A 15,296-nucleotide genomic window follows, 5' to 3' on the forward strand; every position below is an offset into this window, starting at 1 on the left:
GATGGTGACCAATACTATCTTAAGTTGCACTGTGATCCTATGCTTTAGCCAATAATGATTATAAGGGTATAGATATTATATGAATACTTCTCCGCTCAATACCCATACGCCGCAATCGGCTTCTTCTTGGTTTTCATTTAAGTTACAGCAAAATGTTTTGCTGCCGCTGTTCATTTTCATTATTGGCTTGGTTATTTCAGGTGCGGGGGCATGGTGGCTTTATAGCGAAATTGAAAACAATGCAAAAATAGATTTTCAACGTAATGTCGATCGAGTCTCTGGAGAAGTTGCTCGGCGTTTCAATTTACCCATATATGGACTGAATGGTGCAAAAGGGACTTATGCGGCCAACAATAATTTAACGCGTGAACAATTTTATGCCTATGTGGCCTCGCGTAATTTGCCGGTGGAATTTCCTGGCGTGCGCGGGTTTGGTTTTATTGAGCGAGTACCGCGCAGTCAGTTGAATGCATTTATAGCGAATACCCGGGCTGACGGTGCGCCGACGTTTTCTTTGCGACAACTTCAGGATAAGCAACATGATGACTTGTATATTATCAAATATGTTGCGCCGACAGAAAAAAACCAGGGTGCAGAAGGGCTGGATATTGGTTCTGAATCGGTCAGGCGAGAAGCCGCATTATTGGCAATAAACAGCGGGAAACCCACGCTTTCAGGCACTATTCATCTGGTTCAGTCTAACGTTAAAACTCCCGGCGTATTACTTTTTGTCCCAGTTTATAAGTCGGGTACTAATCCAATGACACCTGCTGAACGGCGGGCATCATTGGTTGGTTTGCTGTATTCACCTATTGTGATTGCTGATCTATTGAGTGATATTCCCGAGTTTATGAATGGGCGAGTGGATGTTGAATTGTTCGATAGCCTTCATGATTTGTCTGATAAAAACTTAATTTTTGATGCGGATGGTAGCAAATCCGCCAGCTTAGCCCCTGTAAAAGAGCATAGCGATGAAATAATATCTGCGAGGATATTCCATAGCAGCAGTGTATTGCGACTGCCCGGTCGTGATATGACATTACGAATCAGTAGTACGCCAGCGTTTGAGGCACAGATAGAGCGTTATGTCCCCTGGCTGTTATTTGCATTTGGTTTTTTGCTAAGTTCGGCATTGGCTTTACTTCTTCGCCAGCAAGTCAGTGGGCGTAATCGGGCAGAGATGCTGGCTCGGAATATGACCGCAGATCTTGAACGTTTGGCTTTAGTGGCAAAGAACACCTCTAACGCCGTCGTTATTACTGATATAAAGCGTAATATTGTCTGGGTTAACGAGGGTTTTGAACGGATTACCGGATACAGTCTAGCCGAGGCATTCGGCAAGTCGCCGGGGAAATTACTGCAATGCAGTAATACAGACCAAGGCGTAGCAAGGGCGATGAGAATTGCATTAGATGCTGGAGAGTCATTTAAGGGCGAAATAGTCAATCGCACAAAGTCAGGTAGAGAGTATTGGATTGAGCTGGAGATTCAACCTCGCTATAACGATAAGAATGAACCCATCGGCTTTATGGCGATTGAGTCAGATATCAGTGAGCGTAAAGCGACTTATCAACGTCTTGAAGTAGCATTACGTGAAAATAATGCCTTACTCAGTACGCTTAATTTACACGGTATTATCTCTACCGCAGACCGGGATGGGATAATCACAGATGTTAATGACGCATTTTGTACTATCAGTGGTTACAGTCGTGAAGAACTTACTGGGCAGACTTATCGCTTAGTTGATTCTCATACACATTCGACTGCTTTTTGGCAATCGATGTGGAATGACATTGCTAATGGGATCTCGTGGCGCGGGGAGATCTGTAATAAGGCTAAAGATGGCTCTTTATATTGGGTCGATACAACGATTGCTCCGTTTAACAATAGTACTGGCCAGATTGAACGATATATTTCCATCCAAGTTGATATTACAGCGAATAAAAATCAACAAGCCAATCTGATTATCGCTCGCAATCAATTAGTCAGAGCGGCAGATGTTGCTGAGTTAGGGATTTGGACTTGGAACATTCCAGAAGGCACACTTTCTTTCGATGATCGAATGAATGATATCTATGGAGTCCCTGAGGAATTACATAATGCCCCTATCCCGTTGGCGTATTGGTATAGCCTTGTGCATCCAGAGGATATCCCCGAGGTTAAACGTGCGATAAAAGTCGCGCTGGAAAATGAAAGTGTCTATCGTCAGATTTTCCGTATTGTGGTGAGAAACCAAGTCCACTTTATTCAATCGACTGGCACAGTTGAACGGGATGAAAGTGGCAAAGCAATGTTGATGATGGGGATTAATCGGGATATTACGCAACAACGTGAGGCTGAGAATATCCTGAAAACAGCAAGAGAAGCTGCTGAAGAAGCCAATAAGGCCAAATCTGCATTTCTGGCTAATATGAGCCATGAGCTTCGGACCCCGATGAATGCCATCCTTGGTATGCTGACATTATTGCGCAGAACGGGTCTTGACAGGAAGCAAGCTGATTATGCCGTTAAAAGTGAAGCGGCCACTCGTACCTTGTTGCGTTTGCTGAATGATATCCTGGACTTCTCCAAAATCGAATCCGGTAAAATGGAACTGGAATGTATCCCCTTTGATATTCATGTGATGCTGCGTGACCTAGCGGTTATTTTATCAAGCAATCTGAAGGTTAAAAAGGTTGAGGTCTTGTTTGATATTGACCCAGCACTCCCTCAGTTTGTTGAAGGAGATAGCATGCGGCTTCAGCAGATATTAACTAATCTAGGTGGCAACGCGCTGAAGTTCACCGAACTTGGTGAAGTAGTGCTTTTCATCAAGGTTATCACGCAGGATAGCCATCATGTGACGTTACATTTTGGGGTGCGCGATACCGGGATTGGCATCGCACCAGAGAACCAGGAAAGTATTTTTAGTGGTTTTACACAAGCAGAAGCCTCTACAACGCGCCGATTTGGTGGCACAGGATTAGGGCTAGTAATAAGCCAGCGCTTTGTTGCATTGATGGGTGGGACGCTAGCCTTAGAAAGTCAACCTGGTCAGGGGAGTCTATTTCATTTCACCATAACGCTGTCTCTGCCTTCTTATACCAATTTGGTTATTAATAATGAAAGACCCGATACTCTGGCAGCCAGAGCGCAGGCGTTGAACAATTTGCGTGTCTTGGTTGTTGATGATAATCCGACGGCCTGTGACCTGATCAAACGAATGGGGGAGTCGCTAAAATGGACCGTTGATGTAGCAACCAGTGGTAATGAAGCACTGCAACTGATGAGACAGCAGCATGATAGTGGTATTACCTACGGGGCGCTATTTATTGACTGGCAAATGCCTGGCTTAGATGGTTGGCAGACCAGCAAATATGTGCGTGAACTGATGCCAGTAGACAACGGTCCTATGATTGTCATGATAACCGCCCATGATCGTGAAATGTTATTACAACGCAGCGAAGAAGATCAGGCATTACTGGACGGTTATCTGGTTAAACCTATCACGGCATCGATGTTGTTGGATTCAGTGATCGATGCATTAAGTGAGCGTAAACAACCTGATATTACGAAACAGGTAATAACTGAACCGTCACATCGACTGTCTGGTATAAGACTATTAATTGTCGAAGATAACTTGAATAATCAGCAAATAGCCCGTGAGTTACTTGAGGATGAGGGGGCTGATGTCAGAATTGCCAATCATGGCAAAGAGGCGATTGAGATATTAGAACATCATCCGTCTTTATTTGATCTGGTATTGATGGATTTACAAATGCCGGTGATGGATGGCTACAATGCGACGAAATATATTCGGAAAAGTCTCGGATTAAAGAATTTACCGATTATCGCTATGACAGCCAACGCGATGGCTTCTGATCGCGATGCCTGCCTTGCTGCTGGTATGAATGACCATATTGGTAAGCCTTTTGATTTGAACAATCTAATTCAGGTTATACGAAAATACAGTGGAAAAACCGATGTTGTTGCCACGGTTAGCCATATAACCCCTTGCTTGTTATCTGCTGAATTAAAAAATATTGCGGCAACGGCAGGCATTGATGTGGATTCCGCCCTGAATCGATTAGGGGGCGATATAAAATTATACCAAAAAATGTTATCACTGCTCAGTGATGATTTGGCTAATTTCCCTACCCAGTTGGAGACATTATTGACTGAAGGCGATTTTATGTCGGCATCTCGTCTGCTACATACTATCAAGGGACTTGCTGCGCAACTGGGGGCAACGGAACTCTCGTTGAGTGCGGGGCAGGGGGAGAAGTTATTTAGCCAGGGTGCGGTACCTACGCCAGATACGATTAATCAATTATTGAGCGAGATGCGAAGTAGAGTATCTGTTATACAATCAGGGTTAATGGTATTAACTCCAATGCTATCGAATGATAACGCTAATAATGTCGCGGTAGAGGCATTTGATATTCAATCTATTGAGTTAGAAATAAATCGTTTGATATTGCTATTACAAAATTCAGATATGGCCGCGTTAGAGGTGATGAATAAATTAATGATGACGGTTGATAAGCAACTTCATGGACAATTATCTCCCCTTAATGATGCAATAAGCCAACTAGATTTTGCCAACGCTATCAAGTTATGCCAAACCTTGATGGTGAATCTTCCTACTCAGCGAGATAAGAAGATATGACTATAATCCATTCTTTTTCCCAAGATTTGACCTTGAGTTTACCCGGCGCGGGGAAGCCTAAGATCCTTATTGTTGATGATCATCCGATAAATATTCAGATGCTCTATCAAGCATTCTCTTCCGATTATCATGTGTGTATGGCTACCAATGGTAAACAGGCACTCGACGTCTGTATCAGTCAGCATCCAGATCTGATTCTATTGGATATCGAAATGCCCGGTATGAGTGGTTTTGAGGTTTGTGCCAGACTCAAGGCATCGCCAGACACTCAGGATATTCCGGTTATCTTTGTCACTGCGCATATTGATGAAGAAACCGAAACTCGCTGCTTTAGCGAAGGTGCTGTGGATTTTATCAGCAAACCTATTAACAGGAACACTGTTCGGGCTAGAGTGAAAACACACTTATTGCTTAAAGCTCAATCTGACCTATTACGCCAATTAGTTTATTTAGATGGGTTAACCGAAGTACATAACCGGCGTTACTTTGATAAGCAGTTAGATCTGGAGTGGAAACTCTCAAATCGTAACCAAACTCCACTTAGTATGATCATGATTGATGTCGATTTTTTCAAAAAATATAATGACTTATATGGACATCAGGGCGGAGATGATTGCTTGCGGAATATTGCAAAAGTTATCCGGGATGCTCTTCGACGCCCTGCTGATCTGGTGGCCCGCTACGGCGGCGAAGAATTTGTCTGTTTGCTCCCTGACACTGAGTTAGCTGGCGCAATGGAGCTTGCGGAAACTATCAGATTGCAAATTCTTGAGCAGAAAATTCTTCATGCTGGTTCCACTGTTTATCCCTTTGTCAGTATTAGCTTGGGGGTCTGTTGCAAAGAGACTAACAGCACCTGCGCGCCTGAGGATTTGCTGCTGCAAGCCGATTCACAACTGTACCAGGCAAAGAAAAATGGTAGGAATCAAACTTGCGGCGAATTTTTAATGGAATGACAGAAAATTTTTCCCGTAGCCCGTAGCCCGTAGCCTGAAGGCTGAAAGGGTTAATTACCTACAGAGATAGACTCTCTTCTGTAGGGGGCGAGACTTAGCATCATCGCCTGCGAGTGAGTCTAATTAGCCGAAAAAGGAGGATCTGTTTTACTTTTTCGGTTTCACTGGGCCTATTAAGTCTGTTTATTTTTGAGGGTATAGCGAATATATGTTCGGGGTGAAGCCGGTGACTAATTCGTCCTGTGCCTGGAATAGTGCAATGATACTTTTTACAACCTCACCACATCGATGGGAGGACCATGCCAGTGACAGTATTGATGGCTGGCGCTCATGGTACACCTGTTTTTGTATCAGTTGCCCATTAGCAAGATACTGCTGGCAAATACTTAGCGGCAGGAATCCAATCCCCGTTCCTCGTAGTTGACATGCCAGTTTGCAACGCATGTCAGGGACAACAATTTCCTGTTGGCCAGCGAGCTTCCAGGCAATACGTTTTGCTAAATGGCGTGCAGTGTCCTGCACGTTGATTGCTGGATATTGTCGCAACAACCCATCGGGCAGCGGTTGTGTTGCATTAGCGAGTGGATGGTGGGGGGCAATAGCAAATATCCAATCTATTTTACCGATTGGCAGCACATTAATTGTGTTTTCCAATGCTTCACTACCGTTAGCCCCGATCGCTAAATGGCAATCTTCATTCAGCAACGCATCCCACACTCCCATGAATACCTGACGAGATATATGGAATTGGGTAAAAGGGTACTGTGCTTTCAAATGACCTAGCAGGTCAGCGACTACGATAGGGTCGTACAGTAGATTGTTAATAACAATGTTCACCCGATGCTCTGCACCTTGGCTTATCTGGCGTAGTTCATCAGGCATTGAACCCAACCAATCGTGCCACTGACGGCAACGTTCTAGCAAATATTCTCCGGCAGGTGTCAGGTTTACGCTGCGAGTAGTGCGGATAAACAGTTGCGTACCGATACTATCTTCTAACGTTTTTATGCGGTAGCTAATGGTCGCCGTTGTTTTATGTAGCTTTTCAGCCGCACGAGAAAAACTTTGACATTCAGCTACTTCGATAAATGAGCGGATAGTTTCTTGATCTAGCATGGACTTCCTCTTGTTTAATATAACTAGCAGCGTGTGAGCACGACATTCTGAATAGGTTTTTACCGTTAAAAAAACGAATCGTTTAAAAGTTGTTAACTGATTGTTTGCTTACTTGTCTTTTTTTCTTATCTTACCTATCTATTGATTTAATTGTATTTTATTTTATTCCCCTACAGAAAATGTGCGTTTGATCTTGTCTTGGAAAATTTTTCCAAAAATTAACTAGAAAATATATTGTGGCTTGATTAAGGTATCTGCATTGAAGACAGAAATTGAATTGGCTCAGTCTGGTTGAGTAACTAAGAATTAAGAATGGGGTAAGCATGGAGTTAAGATTAGAACAACTGACGGCTGAAGCATTTGCACCTTATGGTGATGTGATACAGGTCGAAGGCAATGATTTTTTTCATATTAATAATGGTAAGACCGAACGATATCATGATTTGGCCAAAGTAGAAGTCACTGATGGACGGAGGGTATTGGTCAGTATTAATCGCTCACAACCCTGTGAGATGCCGCTGATCTTTTCCGTGTTGGAAAAACACCCGCTGTCATCACAGGCTTTTATACCGATGAACGGGGAACGCTTTATTACTATTGTCGCACTAGGCGGAGATGAGATTCCACTCAATAGTCTGCGTGCTTTTATTACTAATGGGCGGCAAGGCGTGAGTTATCACTGTAATGTTTGGCATCATCCGTTATTTGCCTATGAAAAAGTAACTGATTTTCTAACGATAGATCGCGGTGGAGCAGATAACTGTATCGTTGGGCAATTACCTGAACCGTATCGGATTATATTTTAGGTTGTATCAGTTCTACTATTTGAGCGATATAACCAGATAATTGGGAATACAGGCTAATAACGCTAGTAGGAAATGTCTGACCATGATTATTATAAGGAGGATTAAATCGTAAGCTGCATGATGAAGGATGTTAGGAATGACTGAATTACGCAGAAAGGGCAGGCCGTTGCAAGCTGATACCAGTGCTACTAAAGGAGCACAAGCATTGGATCGGGGGCTTGAAATTTTGCAGTATCTGGCAATCTCGGGTGGTAGTGCGACCGTTTCCATCTTGTCTGACAAACTGGCGCTACCGCTTTCGACCACATTCAGGTTATTGAAGGTTCTTGAGAAGTCGGAGTTCGTATTTCAAGATCCGCAGCTTGGTTGGTGGCACATTGGCATTCAGTCTTTCACTGTCGGATCAGCTTATATGAATGACCTTGATGTGGTGTCAATAGCCGGGCCGTACATGCGACGCCTGATGCGCTTATCAGGTGAAACCGCTAATTTGGCGATCCGTAATAATATGGATGCAGTACTTATTCGGCAGTGCGAATGCCAGGCGATGGTGCGAATGTGTGCTCCACTAGGGAGTCGCCTACCACTGCATGCCTCCGGCGCTGGTAAGGCACTATTGTATCCGCTAGCGGAAGATGAACGGCTGGATCTTATTGTGAATGCGGGCTTGCAGTCTTATACGCCCAAAACGATTACTAGCCTGAATATGTTGGAAAAAGATCTGCTATTGGCGCGTGGGAATGGGTATACCGTTGATGATGAAGAGCATGCTTTAGGGCTGAACTGTGTCGCTTCAGCAATCTTTGATCGTAACAACGATGTGATTGCGGCCATTTCAATTTCAGGGCCAAGTTCGCGGATGAGTGAGAATAGATTTACGGAGTTAGGTGAGCTAGTACGCGATGTTGCTAACGACATCAGTGCCGCTCTCGGAGAGTCACGCAAGAAGGCTTAGTGCTACAGGCTCTCCGTTTTCCTCTTCCTACTCTGAAATCTGAAAAACTGATGTAAAAGTCCCGTTTATTCAAACGGGATTTTTTAGATTTAATTTTAAGTTGGAAAATTTTTCCATAAAAATTGGAGAGTAAAAATGACGATTATGCGGGCCGTGGATGCAGCTATGTATGTTCTTGAGAAAGAAGGGGTAGATACTGCTTTTGGTGTGCCGGGTGCGGCAATTAATCCCTTCTACAACGCGATGCGAAAGCACGGGAAGATCAAACATTTCTTGGCTCGGCATGTAGAGGGCGCGTCTCATATGGCTGAAGGCTATACTCGCGCCAAAGCGGGTAATATAGGGGTATGTCTGGGGACGTCTGGCCCGGCGGGTACCGACATGATTACTGCCCTGTATTCCGCTTCTGCGGACTCCATTCCAATTCTCTGTATTACCGGCCAGGCACCGCGGGCAAGGCTCCATAAGGAAGATTTCCAGGCGGTAGATATAGAGTCTATTGCTAAGCCGGTGACTAAAATGGCGGTTACCGTACTGGAACCCGCACTGGTGCCACGTGTATTGCAACAAGCATTCCACTTGATGCGTTCAGGCCGCCCTGGTCCAGTGCTGGTGGACCTACCTTACGATGTACAGATGGCAGAGATTGAGTTTGATCCTGATACCTATGCCTCACTGCCGGCGTATAAACCTGCGGCAACTCAGGCCCAGATCGACAAAGCTCTGGATATGCTATGTGCTGCCAAGAAGCCGCTGATTATTGCGGGGGGGGGCATTCATAATGCCGACGCGGCTGATTTGCTCCAGCAATTAGCCGAAATCTGTAATGTTCCTGTGATCCCTACCCTGATGGGATGGGGAGCAATCCCAGATGATCACCCGTTGATGGCAGGTATGGCTGGCCTACAAACTTCTCACCGTTATGGCAATGCTAATTTATTAGATTCCGACTTGGTATTCGGTATTGGTAATCGCTGGGCAAATCGGCATACCGGCTCGGTGGATAAATACACTGAGGGTCGAAAAGTCATCCACATTGATATCGAACCGACGCAATTAGGCCGAGTGATTTGCCCGGATTTGGGGATCGTTTCTGATGCCAAAGTGGCGTTACAAATGTTGGTAGATAGTGCACGTAAGCGCTTTAGTCTGGGAACATTGCCAAATTGGGACGAATGGGGAGCGACGTGCTTGCACCGCAAAAAAACCATGCTGCGTAAGACTCACTTTGACAATGTGCCGGTTAAACCGCAACGGGTATACGAGGAGATGAATCGTATTTTTGGCCGGGATACTTGCTATGTCACGACCATTGGCCTGTCGCAAATTGCTGCGGCGCAAATGCTGCATGTGTTTAAACCACGGCATTGGATTAACGCCGGGCAAGCTGGGCCATTAGGCTGGACTATTCCTTCGGCTCTGGGTGTTTGTGCCGCAGATCCTCAACGCAAAGTTGTGGCGCTATCAGGCGATTACGATTTCCAATTCATGATCGAAGAATTGGCAGTGGGTGCTCAGTTTAAGCTGCCGTATATCCACGTATTGGTGAATAACGCTTACCTCGGATTAATTCGCCAATCACAACGTGGATTCGATATGGATTATTGCGTCCAGTTGTCATTTGAAAATATTAATAATCAAGAAATCGGTGAATATGGCGTCGATCACGTGAAAGTGGTTGAAGGTCTGGGTTGTAAAGCGATCCGTGTATTTAAGCCTGAAGATATCGCCCCGGCATTCGTACAAGCGCAGGAGTTAATGCGTCTACACCGTGTACCGGTTGTGGTTGAAATTATCCTTGAGCGTGTGACCAACATTTCAATGGGGACGGAGTTGGATAACGTCAATGAATTCGAACCTGTTGCTCAGACGCCTGAAGATGCGCCCACGGCAATTGCGCATTTTGATTACCGTTGAGGAGAAATACGATGCCTAAATTTTCGGCAAACTTATCTATGTTATTCAATGAGGTTGATTTTATTCAACGCTTCCGAGCTGCTCGCCAGCAAGGGTTTAGTGCTGTTGAGTATATGTTCCCCTATGGCTATGCCATCGATACGTTGCGTAATGAACTGGCGGAAAATCAGTTAGTGCAGGTACTTCATAATTTACCTGCCGGGAACTGGGAAGCCGGTGAACGTGGTATCGCCTGCTTGCCAGGAAGAGAGGCTGAATTCCGTGATGGTGTTGGGTTAGCGATCGAATATGCCAGAGCGCTCGGTTGTCAGCAAATCAACTGCTTGATTGGTAACCCTGATAGCCGGGTTGATGCAGACATAACGGATTCGCTGGTGGTAACTAACCTTAGCTATGCAGCTAAGGAAATGGCTAAAGAAAATATCCGTTTACTGGTTGAACCTATCAACAAGTATGACATGCCGGCGTTTTATTTAAAGAATACCCATCAAGCACTGGAGTTAATGACTCGTGTCGGCAGCCCGAATCTTTATTTGCAATATGATATTTACCATATGCAGCGCATGGAAGGGGAATTGATTCAAACCATGCAAAGATTACAGGACAAAATTGCCCATATTCAGGTTGCTGATAATCCAGGGCGTAATGAGCCGGGTACGGGTGAAATAAATTACGATGTTATTTTCAACGCACTGGACAACATGGGCTATAGCGGTTGGATCGGCTGTGAATATAAACCAGCCACAACAACGGTAGCGGGTTTGTCTTGGGTGAAAAAATATCAACACTGAGGGAGTTAACATGAAAGTAGGATTTATCGGTCTTGGCATTATGGGAACACCTATGGCGGAAAAATTGATCGCCGGTGGCCATCAGTTGTATGCCAATACCCTAAGTGAAGTGCCAGCGTCATTGTTGGATCAGGGTGCGATTCCCTGTGCTACACCCAAGCAAGTGGTCGATCAAGCTGAGATAATCTTCATTATGGTGCCAGATACGCCTCAAGTTGAAGAGGTATTATTTGGTCCTAACGGCTGCGCCGAAGGCCAGTTGAAGGGGAAGGTACTGGTGGACATGAGTTCGATTGCGCCATTAGAAACCAAAGCTTTTGCCCAACGAGTCAACACCCTTGGAGCCTCTTATCTGGATGCACCGGTTTCTGGTGGTGAGGTGGGCGCTCAGCAGGGTACCTTAACTATCATGGTTGGTGGCGATGAGGCGACTTTTGAACGTGTGAAGCCGCTGCTGATGCTGATGGGTAAAAACATTACCTTAGTTGGTGGTAATGGTGATGGTCAGACATGCAAAGTCGCTAATCAAATCATTGTTGCACTGACTATTGAAGCCGTTTCTGAGGCATTGGTTTTTGCTGCGAAAGCGGGGGCCGATCCGGCACGAGTGCGTGAGGCATTGATGGGGGGATTTGCTGCTTCGCGTATTTTGGAAGTACATGGCGAGCGAATGATTAAACGTACCTTTGCTCCCGGTTTTCGTATTTCTCTGCACCAAAAAGACCTGAATCTAGCGCTACAAGGAGCCAAAGCATTATCACTAAGCTTGCCGAATACTGCGACTTGTCAGGAGTTATTCAATTTGTGTGCTGCTAATGGTGCCAAGGATCTGGATCATTCTGCACTTGTACAAGCATTAGAACTGATGGCGAACCATAAAGTTGCGGGTTAATTAATATCTGACTCTTGCCTGGCACCAACCATATTGGTAAGGCAAGAGTCAGAATAAAGAATGGAGGATATATTAGATTAATTAATATTTTTTAAAAGTGAGTTATTGAAAGTATCGCCGTAATTGACATGCCAGACTCCTCTATCCTCTTGGCTGCATGTCAAAAGTAAATACAGTAGTGGAAAATAAAAAGCATTATTAATAACCAATATTTTTACTTTTCAAATCCGGCTGGGTACGCATGTCCCCTACATGATTTTATATGGCTATTAATAATAAATATTTACATAGCTTATTTAAAATGGATATTAAAAATGAATGATATAGAGGAAAATAAAAGGGAAGTATATCGCAGTAGAGGGTATCCAGAAGATCTGCTTCCTAAAACAAAAGATAAAAAGAACTGGCGGGCGTTTAATTATTTTACATTATGGATGGGATCGGTACATAACGTTCCTAATTACGTCGCGGTAGGCGGGTTCTTCATTCTTGGCCTCTCTACTGTGAGCATTATGGCTGCAATTATTTTAAGTGCATTGATAATTGCATTTGTTATGGTTATGAACGGCGCTGCGGGCTCAAAATATGGTATCCCATTCGCTATGATCCTGCGCGCTTCTTATGGTGTTCGTGGTGCATTATTCCCAGGAATATTGAGGGGGTGCGTGGCGGCTATTATGTGGTTTGGCCTGCAATGTTATGCCGGCTCTCTGGCCTTTCTGATCTTAATTGGCAAATTGTGGCCAGAATTCCTTACCTTAGGCGGGGATTTCAATATTCTAGGTTTGTCGCTACCAGGGCTGATTGCTTTCATTATCTTTTGGGCTGTCAATGTCGCGATTGGTTTGGGTGGTGGTAGTATTTTGAATAAGTTTACCGCCGTGCTGAATCCCTGCATTTATATCGTCTTCGGCGGGATGGCAATATGGGCCATATCACTGGCGGGTTTCGATAATATTATCAGTTATGTCCCTGCGAACGTTGTGATGGCTGAGCACAGTGGTTTTATGTTCCTGGTGGTAATTAATGCGGTGGTAGCCGTTTGGGCTGCACCAGCAGTGAGTGCATCTGATTTCACACAGAATGCCAGTAGCTTCCGTCAACAGGCATTCGGGCAAACGGCCGGATTGGTCGTGGCTTATATCCTGTTTGCCGTGGCAAGCGTATGTATTCTGGCTGGAGCCAGTATTCACTATGGTGTGGATACCTGGAATGTGCTGGATATCGTGCAAAAATGGGACAGTCTTTTTGCTTCTGTGTTTGCTGTACTGGTGATATTAATGACGACAATCTCAACTAATGCTACAGGTAATATTATTCCAGCAGGTTATCAGATTGCGGCAATTGCACCTAAAAAACTGACCTATAAAAATGGCGTTATTATTGCCAGTCTGATTAGCCTTATTATTTGTCCGTGGAAATTAATGGAGAATCAGGAAAGTATTTATTTATTCCTGGATGTTATTGGCGGTATTCTTGGCCCTGTTATTGGTGTAATGATGGCGCATTATTTTGTTATTATGCGTCGGGATATCGATCTGGATACGCTGTATACCGAAGATGGGAATTATAAATATTACGATAATGGGTTCAATACTACAGCGTTTGTCGTGACATTGATTTCCGTCATTCTGTCTCTGGGCGGGAAGTTTATCCCACTGTTAGAACCATTATCACGCATTTCTTGGTTTGTTGGCGTTATTACTGCGTTCGTACTCTATGTTTTAATTAAACGCAGAACTATCGCCAATAAAACCGAATATGCCTGATGGAAATAACCGTTATTGTAAGTAAATGAAAATAATATCTTACCTTACCTAGGAGAATTACTATGTCTTTCGATATGATTATTAAAAACGGAACCGTAGTATTAGAAAGTGAAGCATTAGTAACCGACATTGCTATTAAAGATGGCAAGATTGCGGCTATTGGCTCGGGGTTAACAGGGAGTCGCGACGTTATTGACGCCAGCGGTATGGTCGTTGCACCAGGGATGATAGATGCTCACTCGCATATGTCTGAACCCGGTCGCACACATTGGGAAGGCTATGAAACGGGGACCCGCGCATCGGCCAAAGGTGGCATCACAACCATGGTCGAAATGCCGCTCAATCAGTTACCGGCGACAGTAGATCGCGCCACGATAGAAATGAAGTTTTCTGCCGCCGAAGGCAAGTTAACTATCGATGCCGCGCAGTTCGGTGGGTTAGTGTCCTATAACCTTGACCGTTTGCACGAACTGGATGAAGTGGGTGTTGTGGCGTTTAAATGTTTTGTGGCTACCTGTGGCGATCGCAGTGTCAGCAACGACTTTCGTGATGTGAACGACTTCGAATATTTCAGAGGATTACAAACACTGGCGAAGTTGGATCAACTGGTCGCGGTGCATGCAGAAAACGCATTGATCTGCGATGAACTCGGTAGGGAAGCCAAGGCTGCTGGCAAAGTAACGGCACATGATTATGTCGCATCACGGCCTGTATTCACTGAAGTAGAAGCCATTCGCCGCGTGTTGTATCTGGCAAAAGTAGCAGGTTGTCGTTTACATATTTGCCACATCAGTAGCCCGGAAGGGGTGGCAGAGGTTACTCGTGCTCGTCAGGAAGGCCAGCAGGTCACCTGTGAGTCTTGCCCTCACTACTTTGTATTGGATACTGACCAGTTCGAAAAAATTGGCACATTGGCGAAATGCTCGCCACCTATTCGTGATGCAGAAAATCAGCGCGGGCTATGGGATAAGCTCTTCAATGGCGAGATTGACTGTTTGGTCTCCGACCATTCACCGTGCCCGCCAGATATGAAAGCCGGTAACATTATGCAGGCATGGGGTGGTATTGCCGGATTACAAAACTGTGTCGACATCATGTATGACGAAGCGGTGCAAAAACGCGGACTGCCATTAACCACTTTCGCCAAGCTGATGGCCACCAACGCGGCGGATATTTTCGGTCTGAAGCACAAAGGGCGTATTGCCCCAGGGAAAGATGCCGATCTGGTATTTATTCAGCCCAATAGCAGCTATACCCTGCAGGCAGAAGATCTTGAGTACCGTCATAAGGTCAGCCCTTACATTGGCCGTAAAATCAATGCACGAGTAGCGAAAACTATCTTACGCGGCAAAGTGATTTACGATATTGAAACCGGTGTATCGACGTCTCCTACCGGGAAATTTATTCTGAAACACCAGCAATAATCTCCCCGCTAATCGCCCCTAA

At 44.9% G+C, this 15,296-nt stretch carries 10 protein-coding genes; 9 read left to right on the forward strand and 1 reads right to left on the reverse strand.

Annotation, left to right across the window (positions count from 1 at the left end; all coding sequences use genetic code 11):
* Window positions 1–79: 79 nt before the first annotated feature.
* Both A6J67_RS12300 and A6J67_RS12305 read left to right on the forward strand, forming a co-directional pair.
* Window positions 80–4,648, forward strand: coding sequence for a CHASE domain-containing protein (locus A6J67_RS12300; RefSeq protein WP_080608181.1), 4,569 nt, complete (start codon window positions 80–82; stop codon window positions 4,646–4,648).
* Window positions 4,645–5,604 (forward strand): diguanylate cyclase, encoded by a 960-nt coding sequence (locus A6J67_RS12305; RefSeq protein ID WP_042568195.1) that lies wholly within the window; start codon window positions 4,645–4,647, stop codon window positions 5,602–5,604. Before A6J67_RS12300 ends, A6J67_RS12305 begins: the two co-directional genes overlap by 4 nt.
* A gap of 183 nt (window positions 5,605–5,787) precedes the next feature.
* Here A6J67_RS12305 and allS read toward each other — a convergent pair whose 3' ends face one another.
* Window positions 5,788–6,720, reverse strand: coding sequence for an HTH-type transcriptional activator AllS (gene allS / locus A6J67_RS12310; RefSeq protein ID WP_050074724.1), 933 nt, complete (start codon window positions 6,718–6,720; stop codon window positions 5,788–5,790).
* 323 nt (window positions 6,721–7,043) lie between these two features.
* Between allS and A6J67_RS12315 the strand changes: the two genes are divergently transcribed.
* The 7 genes from A6J67_RS12315 (at window position 7,044) to allB (ending at window position 15,274) form a co-directional block, all read left to right on the forward strand.
* Window positions 7,044–7,526, forward strand: coding sequence for an ureidoglycolate lyase (locus A6J67_RS12315; RefSeq protein WP_005184525.1), 483 nt, complete (start codon window positions 7,044–7,046; stop codon window positions 7,524–7,526).
* Window positions 7,527–7,662: 136 nt separating this feature from the next.
* Window positions 7,663–8,481, forward strand: coding sequence for an HTH-type transcriptional repressor AllR (allR, locus tag A6J67_RS12320; RefSeq protein ID WP_050297353.1), 819 nt, complete (start codon window positions 7,663–7,665; stop codon window positions 8,479–8,481).
* Between the two features lie 135 nt (window positions 8,482–8,616).
* The gene (gcl, locus tag A6J67_RS12325; protein ID WP_042568194.1) at window positions 8,617–10,398 is read left to right on the forward strand and encodes a glyoxylate carboligase; all 1,782 of its coding nucleotides are present in this window, start codon (window positions 8,617–8,619) and stop codon (window positions 10,396–10,398) included.
* Window positions 10,399–10,409: 11 nt separating this feature from the next.
* On the forward strand, window positions 10,410–11,189 hold the full coding sequence (gene hyi, locus A6J67_RS12330; protein ID WP_032906126.1) for a hydroxypyruvate isomerase: 780 nt from the start codon (window positions 10,410–10,412) through the stop codon (window positions 11,187–11,189).
* A gap of 10 nt (window positions 11,190–11,199) precedes the next feature.
* Entirely contained in the window at window positions 11,200–12,081 is an 882-nt protein-coding gene (gene glxR / locus A6J67_RS12335) for a 2-hydroxy-3-oxopropionate reductase (RefSeq protein ID WP_005184521.1), read from the forward strand.
* 314 nt (window positions 12,082–12,395) lie between these two features.
* A complete protein-coding gene (locus A6J67_RS12340; protein ID WP_005184520.1) occupies window positions 12,396–13,850 on the forward strand; it encodes an allantoin transporter in 1,455 nt (484 codons plus the stop codon).
* Between the two features lie 62 nt (window positions 13,851–13,912).
* Entirely contained in the window at window positions 13,913–15,274 is a 1,362-nt protein-coding gene (gene allB, locus A6J67_RS12345; RefSeq protein ID WP_042568193.1) for an allantoinase AllB, read from the forward strand.
* The last annotated feature ends 22 nt before the right edge of the window (window positions 15,275–15,296 follow it).

The organism is Yersinia sp. FDAARGOS_228 (genome assembly GCF_002073315.2).
Taxonomy (GTDB): domain Bacteria; phylum Pseudomonadota; class Gammaproteobacteria; order Enterobacterales; family Enterobacteriaceae; genus Yersinia; species Yersinia intermedia.